This window comes from Desulfonatronum parangueonense (assembly GCF_054656975.1).
Window position 1 is genome coordinate 2,978,315 of record NZ_BAAHXH010000003.1, and the last position, 16,091, is coordinate 2,994,405.

The window sequence follows — 16,091 nt, forward strand, 5'->3', positions numbered from 1 at the left end:
GTATTCACGATCTGCAGGGGTCTCAAAAGGCAATATCGGAATTGCCGCGAGAATCATCTCAACCTGCGCCGTCAATCTTGGAGAGCTTTTTTGAGAGCGCCAAATCGTAATTCACTAGCAACAACGATGGAGGTGAAGACCATAGTCTCGCCGACAGCTGCGATATGGTGGGCGATGATGCCACGCGGGCGCCTCACGAGGTTGGAAAGGATATTCGAGTCCAGGAGGTGGCGCTGTATCGGCATCACAAAACATGCTCGTCGATCGGTCGCAACCCTGTATCGATGTCCGGCAAATCATCCTCAAGGTCCGGCAGGGTTGCGAGTGTCGTCAGAAGCCCTTTTTTTCGAACCGGCTCGATGATCAGGCCGGAATTTTCGCGGCGAATGATTGCCTCGTCGGCGTCCAACTCGAATTCTTTGGGAATACGCAAAGCCTGGTTGCTGCCGTTGCGAAAGAGTCGAACATGTCGTTCAGCTTCCATGGTTCCCCTCCGGTTAATGACCAACATATATTATTGCAAATGCAGCCTCAGCCCTGCAAGTCAAGGAGACTCAGCAAGTAGCTCCATCGAATATGAAACAAATATTGTAACTATTTAGCTTCGTTCCGGCTTGTCTCAATTTTTCCGCATCGCAACTCCTTTGCCGGCTTCGTAACATCGAACCATTGCTCGAATAAACATCCATTGGCGCTTCAGGCGTTGAGCAATGGTTCGATGAACGAATCCTGGCTCAGTCAGACAGGCGATGCCAAAAAATCGAGACAAGCCGGAACAATCCAAGTTTGTCATAAAAGTGCTGAGTAGTTATCAAATATTTTACAATAGATCTGCTTGTCGTCCTCCGGTGCGTAGAAGTCCTTGAGCACTGCTTCCAGCGAGTATCCGCAGCGCTCGTAGAAACGTCGCGTGGGATGATACAGGGGCTGGGATGATGTTTCGATATATATTCTGGTGCCGCCCAGGGTTACAATCCGGGCCTCGCTGGCTGACATCAGGCGCTTGCCGAGCCCCTGGCCCTGCATTTGGGGATGCACGACGATCCAGTACAGATCAAAGCTGGAGCGGGTGCAGGGAATCGGGCCGAAACAGGAATAACCCAGGATTTCGCCTTCGTTGTTCTCGGCCAGGAGGAAATGATATCCGCTGGATGGACCTTTGTTCAGCCGCTCCAAAACAAGTTCAGCGGCGACTTCCACCTCCTGAGGTTTGAAAAAACCGGTCGATGCGGTCAGCCGGAGGATTTTTTCGACGTCCGATTCCCGGACCTCACGCCGCAAGCTGATCTGATCCATGACGCTGTTCAGGATTTGATTGGTGCGTTGGCGAACGATGGACTCTTCGTGATGCATGGCAGCGAGGACAAAGTGCAGCCTGGAGCAGGAGTTCCACGACTTCCGTGAAGTGCAGCCCCGAGGCCCGGCAGGCGGCCTGGAAACCGGCGTCGGGAGAAAGACAAGGATTGGCGTTGACGTCGATGATCCAGGGCTGATTGTCCGCATCCACACGGAAATCCACCCGGGCGTAGCCGGCCAGACTGAAACCGTGCCAGCACGCCTCGGTCAGGGTGCGCATGGAATCCAGAAGAGCCGTGTCTTGCACCGGAAAAGCCTGCCTGCGGACCGTGTTCCGGTATTCGAAACTCTGTTCCAGCCACTTGGCCCGGTAGCCAACAACTTGGTGCATTTCCTCGGGAAAATCAGTGAAGACCAGCTCAGCCGGGTTCAGGAGTTTGGGAGCTCCGGACACCTCGACTGCGGCCAGACTGAATTCCCGCCCCGGAACATAACCCTCGGCAAACCATTGCCCTCCCAAGCGAGCAGTGCGTTCACGAAGGGCCGTCAGCAGCATCTCCGCATTCCCGGCGGTCAATACGTTGTCCGCCTCCAGACCGTGGGATGCATGCTCCCATACGGATTTGACGATGAAGACGCCGGGAAAGGTGGCTGGCCCGCATCCTTTATCGTCCAGCCACAGGGGAGTCGGCAGCCGACGGGCCTCCAGCACCTGCTTGGCGTTCAGCTTGCCGGTGGAGCGTTCCATGGCCGCGGCTGAACATCCGGTATAAGGTATGTTCATCTGTGTAAGCAGCGCTGGAACCCTGGATGAATACCTCGCCGATCCTTTGATGCTCTCGACAAGATTGAAAACCAAGTCCGGTCCCAGCTCTTCGAGCATGGACCGGGCCTGGATCAGGTCTTGCGGCCAGTCCTGGATCTGCACCTCATGGCCCAGTTCGGCCAAGGCGATTTCCACTGTGCGCACCTGATCCAACACGTCCGCGTCATCCGGGGACGTCGTCCCGTTTACCGGATTATGCACGATCAGGATGTTCATGCCGCAAGAACCTGTTCCGATTTCACGGTTGAAGGGTCAGCATGACCAGCCCGTTCCAGAGCTGACTCCATGATCATCCGGATCAGTTCCCCATGTGGGATTTCCTGGAAATCGCACATGATGGACAGGTCCGAGCGAACTGGATGCAGGCCGGGCAACGGGTTGATTTCAAGGATGTGGGGACTGCCGCTCGCATCGAGGCGGATGTCCACCCGCCCGCCGTCCCGGCAGCCAAGTCCCCGCCAGGCCTCCAGGGCCAGGATGGAAAGTTCGGCCGCGAGTTCATCCTGAACCAGCATATACCGCACCCGGTCTTCATACTCTTCCTTGTTGTCCTGGGAGTAGATCAGCTGATCGGCGGTTTCCAGAAGCAGAATCTCCATCACGCCCAAGGAGCGGGCTTTCCCGCCAGTGCCCACGATGCCCACGGTGAATTCGCGTCCGGAAAGAAACCGCTCAACCAAAACCGGTTGTCGAAAACGTTCCAGCAGGGTCATGCATGCCCGGAGCAACTGTTCCCTGCCATGGACCAGGCTGGCGCCGTAAATGCCCTTGCTGGTGCCTTCGGCCACGGGCTTGACGAAAAGAGGATAATCCAGACGTACATTTGCCACGTCGGCCATGGTTTCGACCACGGCAAAATCCGGAGTCGGCAGTTTCAGGTCCCGCAGGATGCGCTTGGTCATGGCCTTGTGCAGGCACAGGCCGAGAACCATGGGGTCGGAAAAGGCGCAGGGCACGGCGTAAGCTTCCAATAGCGCCGGTGCCTGGGCCTCGCGGGCGTAGCCGTACATGCCTTCAGCGATATTGAAGACCAGATCCCACCGCTTCCCATCCGTCAATGCACGCATCAGCGCCTTCAGGTTGCCGACGCGTTCCGTGGCAAAGCCCATGGCTTGGATACCGGCTTCAATGGCGTCGATGGTGGCCGGACTGTCAAATTCCGCGGTTTCTTCCAGGCTGTAGCCCTGGGCCAGGTAATCCTGACGCAAGTCATAGGTCAGTCCGATTTTCACAACGGGCCTCCGGAAGAGAAATCAGGTTCCGCCATATCATGCACTCGGTAGAGTTCCCTTTTATAGTTTTCAAAAACCAAATCCCTGCCTTCCCGTCCCCGAAAGTACTCCGGACACAAGGGCGTTTTTCCGCCGCCCCCCGGCAGGTCAACCACGTAGTGGGGAATGGCGTAGCCCGAAGTATGCCCGCGCAAGCCCCGGATCAGGTCCAGGCCCTTTTCCACACTGGTCCGGAAGTGGGATGTCCCGACAACCTGGTCGCATTGGTACAGGTAGTAGGGGCGAATGCGGTTGCGCAACAATCCCTGGAACAGGCTGGTCAGCGCCGGAATGGAGTCGTTCACGCCCTTGAGCAGAACGGTCTGCCCGCCGAGGGGAATGCCGGCATCGGCCAGACGGGAACAGGCCAGAGCAGCCTCCGGAGTCAATTCCTCGGTGTGAGTGCAGTGAATGCTAATGAACAAAGGATGGTAATTTCGCAGCATCCGAACCAGTCGTGGCGTGATCCGCTGGGGAAGGACCATGGGAACCTTGGTGCCGATGCGAATGATCTCCACATGGGGAATGGCTCTGAGGCGCTGCAGCAGGTATTCCAGAGCATGATCCGTCATGGTCAGGGGATCGCCGCCGGAAATAAGGACGTCCCGGATGGTTGTATTGTTCGCAATGTAGTTCAGGCCCATTTCCCAATGACTCGGGCCTTGCCCGCGTTCCTCCTTGCCAACCCGTCGGGAACGGGTGCAGTAGCGGCAATAGGTGGAGCAATAATCCGTGACCAGGAAAAGGACCCGGTCCGGATAGCGATGCACAATGCCGGGAACCGGACTGTCATGTTCCTCACCCAACGGGTCGCCTTCCTCACAGGACATGGCGACATGCTCGGCAATGGTGGGGATGACGCACCGGCGTAGAGGCTGGAGTGGATCGTTCCTGTCCAGCAAGGCGGCGTAATACGGGGTGAGGGCAATGGGCAGCATGTTTTTGCCAGGTTGCAGTGCCTCACGCTCTTCCGGGGAAAGGGCGACGATTTTTTCCAGGGCCGCAAGGGACGTGATGCGGTGCTTGAGCTGCCAACGCCAGTCGTTCCATTGGCTGGAAGTCGCATGCGGGTGGTGTTTGGCGAGAAACGCGGCAGAATGGGAATTGAGCGGGAAGGTGGATTTTGTGGTTTTCTGTCGGGGCAGTCCGATCATTGAGCCGCCCATGGCAACATTGATCAGTTCGGTGAGACCCGACACGGCCATGGAACAAGGCTCCAGGCACGTTGATTGAGCAGGAGGCTCGACGTCCAATTCCAGAATTTCATCCATGATTGCCTCTCTCCCCTGGCTTGACGCGCAGGAGAAGGTTGAAGGTTGAAGGTTGAAGGTTGAAGGTTGAACAGGCGTGGATCAAACCCATACGCAAAGCAATCATTACGCCAAGTCATAACATATCGATATTATGTAGTTAATTTTCTAAAAGTCTTTGGCGACAAGAAACGAGATTTCCTGTTTTGGGGGAACCAAAAAGGAAAGAATAATTGTAACTACTCAGTTCATCCGAGAAAAATCGGACTGGATACCGGCCTTCGCCGGTATGACTCAACTTGGAAAAGACTTGATATGATACGTCATTCCGGCGAAAGCCGGAATCCAGCTCTGGCGAGTGACCAGAGTATGTGCTGAATAGTTACGAATAATTATGAGATGAAGTTTGGTATCTATTCAAAATAAAACGATAGTAACCTGGATACCGGCGTTCGCCGGTATGACTGACGAGGCACGGTTGATTACGATAAGTCATACCGGCGAAAGCCGGAATCCAGCGCGAGTGAATGGCCAGCAGCCTAGCGTTCTGAATAATAACGAAGTTTGCAGAAAAACCTGGAGATGGTGATGAGAAGCGACTTTGCCGCATTCCGAAAAAGCAGAAGTGCGAGTTCGCATTTGGTTCGCGGCAGCGGGAATGTTCGTGAAATGGCTGAGTGAATGGAAGCTGTCTGTCGGTATCAGCTATAAAAAACAGATAATTTCGAGAGCATCAATTCGCCTGTTGCCGTCCACCTGCGGAAATGTCGGACTTGAAGTCTTCCTTGCGCAGGCCGTGGCGGTTCATCAGGTTGTGCATTTGGCGCGGCGTGATGCCGATATGGCTTGCTGATTGCTTGATGCTCCCCCTGTTTTTGGTCAGGAGCGCCTTGAGATATGATCTTTCCACATTATCCAGGGCGAGTCGCCGGACCTCGGACAGAGGCTGGGAAATATCCAGGGCAAAGGTCACTCCCTGTCCCGGACCTTCCAACATTTCCTGGGGGAAGCTCTCAGGGGTCAGAACATGAGACCTTTCCAACAGGAAGGCCCGCTCGATGATGTTTTCCAGTTCTCGGACATTGCCCGGCCATTCATAGCGATCCAGCACGGACAGAACCGAAGGATGAACGCCATGGATCTCTTTGACGTGGAGTTTGTTCAACTGCTTCAGGAAATGATCCACGAGCAGCGGGATATCTTCCCGTCGTTCCCGCAATGGAGGGATTTCGATGGGAAAGACATTCAGGCGATAAAAAAGGTCCGTTCGAAACAAGCCCTGGGCGCTTAAGGACTTGAGGTCCACATTGGACGCCGCGATGATCCGGGCCTCCAGGCGAATGTCCCGCTCTCCCCCCACCCGCTGAAAGACCTTGTCCTGAAGAACCTGAAGCAGCTTGATCTGCATGGCCGGACTGATGGTGCTGATCTCATCCAGGAAGACCGTGCCTCCGGCGCCCAACTCAAACTTGCCCAGTTTACGGCGCACGGCTCCGGTGAACGAGCCTTTTTCATGGCCGAACAGTTCGCTCTCGATGAGTGTCTCTGGAATTGCCCCGCAGTGGACGCCGATGAACGGACCCTGGGTCCTGGTGCTCTGGGAATGAATGCTGCGGGCGATGACTCCCTTTCCGGTTCCCGTTTCTCCGCTGAGCAGAACCGTGGCGTTGGACTTGGCCACCAACTGCACTTTTTCAGACACCCTGCGCATGGCGGAACTTCTCATTTCACTCATGCGCAACAGACCGCCGACCATGGCCTCATCCCGAAAGTGGTCCAACTCGGACTGCACCTTCAAGGACTCATAGAGGCTCTCCATAACGAAAAGCAGTTCATCCTTGTTCAGGGGATAGGTCAGGTAGTTGCCCGCTCCGGCCTTGACCACGAATACGGCGTCGCGAATCCGCTCCGGGGGCGTCAGCACGATGATCTCCGCATGGGGATTGTTGCGCCAGAAGCACTGCAAGTCCTTGCAGTAATCAGAGACCGACTTGTCAGTTTTGATATCCAGAAATTCGATGTCCACCATCACGAAATCATATTCTTTGCGTGACACCTTCTCCTGGAGCAAACTTTTCGAACCGGCGGCATCCACCCTGCAATCAGGAGCGAATGCCTCGATGACGACTTTCAGGCAAGCGGGATCATTGGAGGCCAGGAGAATGCGTTTCATGGAGATGGTATGGTGAAAGGGTTGCGGTGATCCGATCTGTGCTGGCTGCAACGGGGATCGGCGCCAAAAGTGGCGAACTGGAAGAGGAAGGACTGTATTCCGGCCTAGATGATGCCAAATGATTAACCGGGTTGGCTCACACTAACTTGCTGCCGCCTTGAGTGCCGGACATCCAGCGAAACCAGGCTGGCTGGGCAAGAGCATGAATCCATGCCCCATCAAGGCATGCGATCCTGCCAGGTGATCCGGGCCTGAAATACCGGCTGGTCAGTTGTGGAACGCAGCCCGAGAATGTCCTGGCAGCCGGCGGACTCCGGCCGGCCACGAACGGAGATGGATTCACCGGAGAGGGTTTCCGAGAGGTAGTCGATGCGGATGGATTGGATTTGCCGGCGGCCATGCCGTTCCAGGTTGAAGCTGTCCAGAATCCAGCGGACATAGGCTGCGTTGTTCACATGTTTATTCACGTCCAGATCGCTGTAGGCCGCGGAAACATGTCGCAGTTCCTCCGGGTCCGAAATTGAGCCCAGTTTTTCGAGAACATCACCATCAACCCGGGGCTCATCCGGCAGGACGATTCCTTCCAGGAAGGGGCCGGGGCGCATGGGGCGATGCTTTTTCTGATCCAGGATCAGCCATGCCGAGATCCCGGAACCGAATTCCTGCCCGTCTTCGGCAAGAAATCGAAAATGGCGCAGGGCAAAAAGGCGCTCCACGCCTTGAGGCCAGGTTCGGACAACCAATTCCCGTCCCCAGGCAGGATAGTGGCGAACCTGCATCCAGCACCGGGAAAGCACCCAGAAGCAGCCCTGGTCCTCCAGACTCTTTCTGCCCACTCCAAGAACCTGGGCATGATGGCCGGCCGCTTCCTGGAAATAGCCGAACAATCCGTCCAAACGGACAAGTCCATGGATATCCGTCTCGTTGCTCCGGACACGGAAGGATTCACTCCAGACTGACCGGCTCATGAAGCTGAAGCCTGTTGGACAATATCGCGCAATGCGCTCTCTATTGTGCCGAATCGAAATGAAAACCCTGCATCCAGCAAAGCCTTGGGAACAACCTTCGACCCTTGCAGAAGCACCTGCCCGACGTCCCCCATCGCGACTTTGATGGCAAAGCCCGGAACCGGGAATATGGTCGGACGCCGCAACACACCGCCCAGGGTTCTGGTGAATTCCGCATTGGTAACGTTCTCGGGCGCGCAGCAATTCACCGGCCCGTCCATTTCGGATTTCAGGGCCGCGAATTCAAGGGCAGCGCACAGATCCTGGACATGAATCCACGGGAACCACTGCTTTCCGCTGCCCAGGCGTCCGCCGAGGCCCTTGCGGAACACCGGAAGCAGCTTGGCCATGGCGCCGCCGTCCGGCCCAAGCACCGTCCCGAAACGGGCAATAACGACACGCGTTCCATGAGTCCGGGCTTTCTCGGCCTCCTGCTGCCAGGCCTGCGCCACATCGCCCAGGAATCCCGTGCCTCGGGGACCATCTTCGGTGAATTCCTTTGCTGAATTCTGGGGATAATAGCCGACGGCATTGGCATTGATCAGCGTCTTGCCCTCTTTTTGAGATTCGGCGAGAGCCAAAACGGCCATGCGAGTGGACTGCACCCTGCTGTCCATGATCTCCTTTCTGGCCTGCTCGGTCCATCTGGTCATAATGGATCGGCCCGTGAGGTTGATCACCACGTCGGCCTGCGAGGCCTGGTCCCGCCACGGCCCGGGTTGGGACGGATCGCCCAGCACGCCTTTACATCCCTGGGGCAATCGCTCCAGGCTGTTGCTGCTCCGCCCCAGCGCCTGAACAGCATGCCCCTGTCGCAAAAGATGAGCGATCAGATGCCCTCCGACAAATCCGGTTCCGCCCATGATAAAAAATTGCATATCGCCTCCCTGTTGTTTGGTCCCGGTCAAATTATTCTTGATCACGCACGGAGATCAGAATCCGGACTCGCGAACAATGGCTCCATGATGTGCTTTGAAGGGAATCCCTTCGTGGTGCAGCAGATGCGCTTTCATATCCAGGCCCGGCCCGAAGCCCGTCAACCGGCCATCACTGCCCAGGACGCGATGACACGGAATCAACATGGGCCAGGGGTTGCGAGCCATGACCCTCCCCACGGCCCTGGACGCCCCTGGTTTTGCGCACTGGTCAGCCAGTTCCTTGTAGCTCAACCAAGAACCGTGCGGCAGCTTGCGCAGTTCCTGAAGCACAAGCCGGGAAAAAACGCTGACCCCTTCCCAGGCAAGCAGGACATCCGGCCATCCGGCATCTTCCCGGGCATGATAGCGTTCCATGCTCTCCTGGAACAATCCCCCCCATTCCGTTTGAAATTCCCGCTTATCGTTGAAACGACTCCAACGCAGCGAAATGTTCAGGAGCAGTCCATTCTGCCAGTATAACTGCATCAACAACGAATCGACTATTATTGTATCCTGCATGTAAGTACCCGGCTCATCCGAATAAAAAGAAATTAGATCCCCGCTTTCGCGGGGGTGACTGACTCGGAAACGGCATGGTAACTATTGAGCTCAACCGAGAAAAAGAGCACTGGATACCCGCCTTCGCGTACATGACTAGTCCGGCGGCGGCATAGAGAAGCAAGTCATTCCCAATGGCGGGAATCCAGGTCATGCTTGCCGCAAGTTTGAAAGCTGCCCCCATCCTACTCTATCAAGCCGAGTGGTTACTCTTGCATACATTTATGATCCCCCCGGTCCGGATTGAACCTCCCGCGGCAACGTGTCGACTGTGACAGCCGTCGAAATGCAATCAAAACATTTGGGGGCCATGGACAACAAGCAACCATTTGTCCCCATGATCCTCCATGCGTCCCGCGGCTGATCATCTTGGAGGCGAACACTACAAAAAGACGCTCGCGCAATAGACAATCATTTTCAGTGAATAGCTGCCGAAAAGATCCTTTTGCCGTGGTTATGACGCGTCTGGGCATTGACTGCCCTGCTGGTAATTCATTACCTCCAGATGCCTTTGGATTGCGTTCAGAACTCGGGTCTTGTCCGCTGCCCAACTGGGGGCCAGCAGTTCTCCCGGCCCGGGATCGGCATTCAAACGGTGTATAATTATTTCCGACCGAAGAAAACGCAGGCTTTTGCCCACAACCTGGACATACTCATCCATTTCTCCCGGCACGTATACTCCTTTGCGCCACCAGTCCTCCAATGTGCTGCCCGCCGCTACGAAGAGATTATGAAATTTAATGCCCGAGATGGGAAGTCGATTCACGTCTTGAATCGTCCGCAGGAAGTCGGCACTGGTTTCGCCCGGCAGGCCGTGAACAACATGCACGCAGACATGCAACCCCTGCGCTCGAACCATTTCCACGCAACGGGCAAAGCAGGCAAAATCATGGCCGCGGTTGATGCGCCGCAAGGTCAGGTCGTTGCTGGACTGGAGCCCGATGTCCAGCCAGATTTCCGGAATGCCCAAGTCGGCGATGCAGCGAAGTTTTTCCTTGTCCATGCAATCCGGACGAGTACCGAGGCTGACCAGACGCATGTTGGGCAGGTCCGCAATCTCGCGCATCAGGGTCCGCACCCTCGCCAGCGGTCCATAGGTGTTGGAAAAAGACTGCAGGTAGGCCCAGAAACAGTCCGTCTTGTATTTTTTTCCGATACGTTCAGTCAAAAAAGACCATTGTTGGCCAAGAGACATTCCTCGTTGATGCAGACCTGTTCCCGTTCCTCGAGGATTGCAGAATACGCAGCCGGACCGGGAGGCAGTTCCATCTCGATTCGGGCAGGTCGATCCGGCATCCAGGGGAACCTTCCGAACCCGTTTGCCGTATCTCGATTGCAGGTAGGCGGAAAGAGAATTGTACCGCAATTATGCACAACTGCCTTTTTTTATGAAATTTTCGATGCGAGAGGCAGTGATTTTCAGACTGTCTTGCTTGCACCTGCCATATTTGCTAGTTTCGCCCGTTAACGCGCTTGCCGCGCATAGTTTTATCTTATCCCCAAGAGAGGGTCTATGTCGAGAATTCTGGATATCATGCTGGCGCCCTTTTCCAGCGATTTGGCGATTGACCTGGGTACCGCCAATACTTGCGTGTATGTCAAAGGCAAGGGGATTATTCTGCGCGAACCTTCCGTCGTTGCCGTCAAGAAAGATAATCGCGGTCAAAACAAGGTCCTGGCCGTCGGAGCGGAAGCCAAGCGCATGCTGGGCAGGACTCCCGGCAACATCAGCGCCATCAGGCCCATGAAAGACGGTGTCATTGCCGATTTTGAAATCACGGAAGCCATGCTTCGCCATTTCATATCCAAAGTGCACAATCGCCGACACCTGATTCGCCCCCGGATCATTGTCTGCGTCCCGACGGGCATCACCCAGGTAGAAAAGCGCGCGGTGCGGGAATCCGCGCAAAGCGCCGGAGCACGTGAAGTCTACCTGATCGAGGAGCCCATGGCCGCGGCCATCGGCGCCAATCTGCCGGTTACCGAACCCACTTCGAACATGGTGGTGGATATCGGCGGCGGCACCACCGAAGTCGCGGTCATCTCGCTTTCCGGAATCGTCTACAGCAAATCCGTGCGCATGGGCGGGGACAAAATGGACGAATCCATCATGCAGCATTTGAAGCGCAAATATAACATGCTCATCGGCGAAAGCACTGCTGAGATCATAAAAATGAAGCTTGGATCGGCCTTCTCCATGGACTCCGAAGAGGAGATGGAGGTCAAGGGTCGGGACCTGGTCACCGGCATTCCCCAGAACATCCTGATCACCTCCGAAGAGGTTCGCAGGGCTCTTGCCGATCAGGTGGACGTTATCGTTCAGGCGGTCCGGATCGCCCTGGAGCAGACCCCTCCGGAACTTGCGGCGGATATCGTGGACCGCGGCATCGTCCTGACCGGAGGCGGCGCGCTTTTACGCGGCCTGGATCAGCTCTTGCGTGAAGAAACATCCTTGCCCATCACGGTCGTGGACGACCCGCTTTCCGCTGTGGTTCTCGGCTCGGGAAAGGCTCTGGACAGCTTGGACATCTTACGCGAGGTTACCATCGATTAGCCTCTTTCCGGTCCGCTCCAAGCGGTTCATCGCTTTCCTGTTCCTGATCATATTTCTCCTCCTGGGCGTCTATACGTGGAACTGGCGCACGGGCCTACTCGATCGGATCGCCGGCAATACCGGACTGGAGATCGTGGCCTGGGTCGCGTTGCCCCTGCAGTGGACCCGGGAGCAGTACCGCACCATTCGGGAGAAGTATATTGATCTGAGCGAGGTACGTCAGGAAAACGAGCGGCTCTGGCTCAAGGTGACGGATCTTTACCTGCAGCTGTCCAGACTGCATGAGGAAGCCGCGGAGATATCCAGGCTCCGCACCTTGTATCAATTTCAGCCGCCGGAAGAATGGACTTTGGTCGGTGGGCGCGTCGTTGCCCAGCGTTTCGGTCCCCATGCGGTGGTGGAATCCTTGCTTGTGGACAAGGGTTCTCGGGCTGAAGTCCATGAAGGCACCCCCGTCATCACCCCCCTTGGAGTCGTCGGTCGGGTGTTGCGCAGTTCACCGAACCTCTCCAATGTGCTGCTGATCAATGATCCCAACAGCAAGGTGGCCATCATGGGCCGTGATTTCCGGACCCAGGGCATATTGGTCGGGCAGGGCCCCCAGAACAACTTGTCCATGCAGTACGTCCCCTTGAACGACCTGCTCGAAGAAGGGGAAATCTTGATCACGTCCGGCATGGACGGCGTCTTTCCCAAGGGCTTGCCCGTGGCCAGGGTCGAACACATCGACCGCCCCAGCACGTCACTGTTCCAGATTGTTCAGGCCGTCCCGCTGGTGGATCTTCGGAACCTCGAGGAAGTCCTCCTCGTGTTGAACATATCCCGATTTGACGAAGAATAATCGTGACGTCCTCCATTGGCCTGACCCCTCTGCGAATTTTCTGGAGTTTGTACTTCATTACAGCGGTCTGGCTTCAGCTCTTTGTCTCCGGAATGGATTTCTTTGTGCCCGGCATCCTGTTGTGTCTGCAACAGGAACGATTGCGGCATGCCCTGTTTCTCGTACTGCTCAGCGTCCTGATTCAGGAAGGAACCGGACCCCTTGTCTTCGGCACCTCCATTCTACGCTATGGCAGCCTGATCGGACTTTTTTTTCTTGGTCGAAGCTTCTTTGAAAGCCGCAGCCCGATATTCATTTTCTTCCTGATTTTTGCATTCACTCTGTTGCATTTGATCATCCTGCAAACCATGGCCGGTCTGCAGTCCTTGACCATTTCCAGCCAGCGCCTGCTATGGGAAAGCGCCTTTGTGTTCGTGACCTTTTTGGCGAGCTGGCTGATCCTGAACGCTTGCTACCGATTTTTCTCCCGATATGAATCTCTCTCGTGACACCGACCAGCAATTTCCCAGAAACGGGTTGCTGTTCTTGCAACTATTGGTTCTGGGGCTGTTTCTGATCTTCATTTTGCGCTTCTGGTATCTGCAGTTGCACAGAGGTCAGGAATTCGCGAACAGAGCGGAAAACAACCGCATCCGGCATCAGCTTGTCTATGCCCCACGCGGTTTGATCAGGGACAGGGTCGGGACGTTGTTGGCGGTCAATGAGCCGGCCTATGCACTGGCCATCGTACGCGAGGACTCCCGGAACATACCTGAAGTCCTCAACCAGGTCGCGATTTGGCTGGACTTGGATCCTGAATCAATCCGCGAAACCTTTGAAAAGGGCCGTCTCAGAATCAGGCGCTTCGAGCCGCAAATCCTGGTTCATTCCCTCACCTTTGAGCAATTGGCGACAATTGAGGCCAATACGCTGGTCTGGCCGGAACTGAAGATCGTTACCAAACCCAGACGAACCTACCTGGACGGTCCGTTGCTGGCCCATGTCATCGGGTATGTGGCGGAGGCCAACGAACAGGAGATGAATGCCGATCCTGAGTTGAACCTGGGCGACAGCATCGGAAAGAAGGGCATGGAACTCACCATGGAAAACGTCTTGCGCGGGAAGAAGGGCTTGCGCCAGGTTGACGTGGACGCTGCCGGCCGCCAACTCGGAACGACCCTGCTGACCCCGCCCCAGGCCGGAAACGATATTCGATTGAGTATCGACCTGGAACTGCAACGGTATGTAGATGCCCAGATGGGCGATCATGTCGGCTCCGTCATCGTCCTGGAGGCGGATACCGGACAGGTTTTGGCCCTGGTCAGCAAGCCCTCTTTTGACAACAACCTGTTCGTCACCACCTTGAGCCATGCCGATTGGGCCGAACTGCGCGACAATCCGGCCCATCCCCTGCAGAACCGAGCCATCCAAAGCGCCTACCCACCCGGCTCCGTCTTCAAGCTGGTCATAGCAGGAGCAGCGTTGACTGAGAGGACAGCCGTACCCAGCGATAGGGTCTTTTGTTCCGGCGGGCTTCGTCTCGGCAATCGGCTTTTTCGATGCTGGGAGCGGGGCGGCCATGGCTGGATGGACATGAACAAGGGGCTGGTGCAATCCTGCGACACCTATTTCTACACCCTGGGGGACAAGCTTGGGGTGGATCGAATGCATCCTTATTCCGTACAGAGCGGATTCGGCGTGCGCACCGGCATTGATCTGCCGCATGAATCCAGCGGACTCGTGCCAAGTCGTGATTGGAAGCGTCGTCGATTCAACGAACCCTGGCATCGCGGCGAAAATTTCAACATGTCCATAGGCCAGGGATTCATGCTCACCACTCCGATTCAAGTAGCCAGATACAATGCCGCGTTGATCAATGGCGGCAAGCTGCTCAAACCCCAGTTGCTTGCCGATGCCCCCCCGGAAGTGCAAAGCGAGCTTCCATTGCTGGCCTCTCACCGGGATTTCCTGGTTCAAACCATGGTCAATACCGTTGAAGACAGCCGTGGAACGGCCCGTCGTATCGCCAGGCCCGATGTTCGGCTTGGCGCCAAGACCGGGACGGCACAAGTGGTCCGGTTGATGGCTGAATTCGAAAGGGCCAAGCTTCAGGACATTCCCTACCACCTTCGGGATCATGCCTGGATGACCTCTTTCGGACAGAAAGACGGCCGCAGCTATGTGATCGTCGCCATGATCGAACATGGCGGAGGCGGAGGTTCTACAGCCGGCCCGATCATTAAAACCATCTATGACTACCTGTTTCCCGAGGATCAATTTCATGACGCTGATTGATCGTCGATTGATCTCCCATTTTGACTGGACCCTCATGGGTCTGGCCCTGATCCTTTTCGCCATGGGCGTCGTCAACCTGTATTCAGCCAGCGGTTTCCGCATGGAAGACGGCATCACCCTGACCTCGTCGTTTTACCGCAAGCAATTGTATTGGGGCATGATCGGCCTGGGCGGCATGATCTTTTTTTTGGTGGTCGATTACCGTCATTTGCATACGTTGGCTTGGCCATTGTTCATCCTGACCATCCTCATGCTGCTGATGACACTGCTCTGGGGAAAGACCATCATGGGAGCCAAGCGCTGGCTGGATCTGGGACTGTTCAATTTCCAGACCAGCGAATTCGCCAAAATATCCCTGCTTGTCATCAGCGCGAAACTTCTCTCCCAGGATCAGGGCAAGCTCGGGTGGCGGCAGTTGTTGATATTTGCGGCCATCGGCCTGCCACCGGCTCTGCTCATCGTCAAGCAGCCGGATCTCGGCTCGGCAATCACACTACTCCTGATTCTCGGAGGCATGATCCTGTTCCGGGGCGTACGCGGGCCGGTGCTGAAGGTGTTGGCACTGGTTACTCCAGCTATTCTGCCTCTTGGATGGTATGTTCTGCACGACTACCAGCGCCAGCGCATCCTGGGATTTCTCGACCCGAGCAATGATCCCCTGGGATCGGGCTACCATATCATCCAGTCCCAGATAGCCGTGGGCTCAGGCCAATTGTGGGGACGGGGTTTTCTGGAAGGCACCCAAAGTCAATTGCGCTTTTTGCCGGAAAAGCATACTGATTTCGCACTCGCAGTCTTCGGTGAAGAATGGGGATTTATCGGCTGCTTCATTCTTTTGCTCCTGCTCTGTCTGTTTTTGCTAAATTTTATCCGCGCCGCCGCGGAAGCCAAGGACAATTTTGGCTGCTACCTTGCCGTGGGGATTTTTTTCTACTTTTTTTGGCAGATTGCCATTAATATGGGCATGGTGCTCGGACTGATGCCCGTGGTGGGCATACCACTTCCGCTGATCAGCTACGGCGGCACCTCCACCTTAACCAGTTTTTGTTTGATAGGGCTCGCCCTGAACGTGTCCATGCGGCGTTTCTTTTTCAAAAAGAACTGATTTTTCTCTCTCAAACCGG

General features: G+C 55.9%; 15 protein-coding genes. 5 read left to right on the forward strand and 10 right to left on the reverse strand.

Translation table 11 applies throughout. The features are described from left to right. Positions 1-244: 244 nt before the first annotated feature. The 10 genes from ACYQ15_RS13580 to mnmL all read right to left on the reverse strand — a co-directional run bounded on the left by ACYQ15_RS13580 (position 245) and on the right by mnmL (position 10,664). Complete coding sequence (locus ACYQ15_RS13580) at positions 245-484, reverse strand: antitoxin (RefSeq protein WP_459938043.1); 240 nt, start codon at positions 482-484, stop codon at positions 245-247. A 305-nt stretch (positions 485-789) separates the two neighbouring features. Further along, positions 790-1,296: a GNAT family N-acetyltransferase gene (locus tag ACYQ15_RS13585; RefSeq protein WP_459938044.1), complete on the reverse strand. Its 507-nt coding sequence runs from the start codon at positions 1,294-1,296 to the stop codon at positions 790-792. Next, positions 1,271-2,338, reverse strand: coding sequence for a D-alanine--D-alanine ligase family protein (locus ACYQ15_RS13590; protein WP_459938045.1), 1,068 nt, complete (start codon positions 2,336-2,338; stop codon positions 1,271-1,273). Before ACYQ15_RS13590 ends, ACYQ15_RS13585 begins: the two co-directional genes overlap by 26 nt. After that, positions 2,335-3,354 (reverse strand): D-alanine--D-alanine ligase family protein, encoded by a 1,020-nt coding sequence (locus ACYQ15_RS13595; RefSeq protein WP_459938046.1) that lies wholly within the window; start codon positions 3,352-3,354, stop codon positions 2,335-2,337. The genes ACYQ15_RS13590 and ACYQ15_RS13595 overlap by 4 nt, the downstream gene beginning before the upstream one ends. After that, positions 3,351-4,664, reverse strand: coding sequence for a KamA family radical SAM protein (locus tag ACYQ15_RS13600; RefSeq protein ID WP_459938047.1), 1,314 nt, complete (start codon positions 4,662-4,664; stop codon positions 3,351-3,353). The genes ACYQ15_RS13595 and ACYQ15_RS13600 overlap by 4 nt, the downstream gene beginning before the upstream one ends. Before the next feature lie 712 nt (positions 4,665-5,376). Next, positions 5,377-6,816 carry a sigma 54-interacting transcriptional regulator gene (locus ACYQ15_RS13605; protein ID WP_459938048.1) on the reverse strand — a complete coding sequence of 480 codons (1,440 nt, stop codon included), beginning with the start codon at positions 6,814-6,816 and terminating at the stop codon, positions 5,377-5,379. Between the two features lie 218 nt (positions 6,817-7,034). Then, positions 7,035-7,784 carry an acyl-[acyl-carrier-protein] thioesterase gene (locus ACYQ15_RS13610; RefSeq protein WP_459938049.1) on the reverse strand — a complete coding sequence of 250 codons (750 nt, stop codon included), beginning with the start codon at positions 7,782-7,784 and terminating at the stop codon, positions 7,035-7,037. Beyond that, a complete protein-coding gene (locus ACYQ15_RS13615; protein ID WP_459938050.1) occupies positions 7,781-8,701 on the reverse strand; it encodes a TIGR01777 family oxidoreductase in 921 nt (306 codons plus the stop codon). The genes ACYQ15_RS13610 and ACYQ15_RS13615 overlap by 4 nt, the downstream gene beginning before the upstream one ends. A gap of 54 nt (positions 8,702-8,755) precedes the next feature. Beyond that, entirely contained in the window at positions 8,756-9,115 is a 360-nt protein-coding gene (locus ACYQ15_RS13620) for a methylated-DNA--[protein]-cysteine S-methyltransferase (RefSeq protein ID WP_459938051.1), read from the reverse strand. A 637-nt stretch (positions 9,116-9,752) separates the two neighbouring features. Then, complete coding sequence (gene mnmL, locus ACYQ15_RS13625; RefSeq protein WP_459938052.1) at positions 9,753-10,664, reverse strand: tRNA modification radical SAM protein MnmL/YtqA; 912 nt, start codon at positions 10,662-10,664, stop codon at positions 9,753-9,755. A gap of 147 nt (positions 10,665-10,811) precedes the next feature. On the opposite strand from mnmL, the gene ACYQ15_RS13630 reads away from it, so the two are divergent. The 5 genes from ACYQ15_RS13630 to rodA are packed head-to-tail and all read left to right on the forward strand — an operon-like array spanning position 10,812 to position 16,072. Further along, positions 10,812-11,852 (forward strand): rod shape-determining protein, encoded by a 1,041-nt coding sequence (locus tag ACYQ15_RS13630; protein WP_459938053.1) that lies wholly within the window; start codon positions 10,812-10,814, stop codon positions 11,850-11,852. Beyond that, entirely contained in the window at positions 11,737-12,693 is a 957-nt protein-coding gene (gene mreC, locus ACYQ15_RS13635; RefSeq protein ID WP_459938054.1) for a rod shape-determining protein MreC, read from the forward strand. The genes ACYQ15_RS13630 and mreC overlap by 116 nt, the downstream gene beginning before the upstream one ends. 2 nt (positions 12,694-12,695) lie before the next feature. Continuing rightward, the gene (locus ACYQ15_RS13640; protein WP_459938055.1) at positions 12,696-13,181 is read left to right on the forward strand and encodes a hypothetical protein; all 486 of its coding nucleotides are present in this window, start codon (positions 12,696-12,698) and stop codon (positions 13,179-13,181) included. A 37-nt stretch (positions 13,182-13,218) separates the two neighbouring features. Then, on the forward strand, positions 13,219-14,967 hold the full coding sequence (gene mrdA / locus ACYQ15_RS13645) for a penicillin-binding protein 2 (protein ID WP_459938056.1): 1,749 nt from the start codon (positions 13,219-13,221) through the stop codon (positions 14,965-14,967). After that, positions 14,954-16,072: a rod shape-determining protein RodA gene (gene rodA / locus ACYQ15_RS13650; protein WP_459938057.1), complete on the forward strand. Its 1,119-nt coding sequence runs from the start codon at positions 14,954-14,956 to the stop codon at positions 16,070-16,072. Before mrdA ends, rodA begins: the two co-directional genes overlap by 14 nt. The last annotated feature ends 19 nt before the right edge of the window (positions 16,073-16,091 follow it).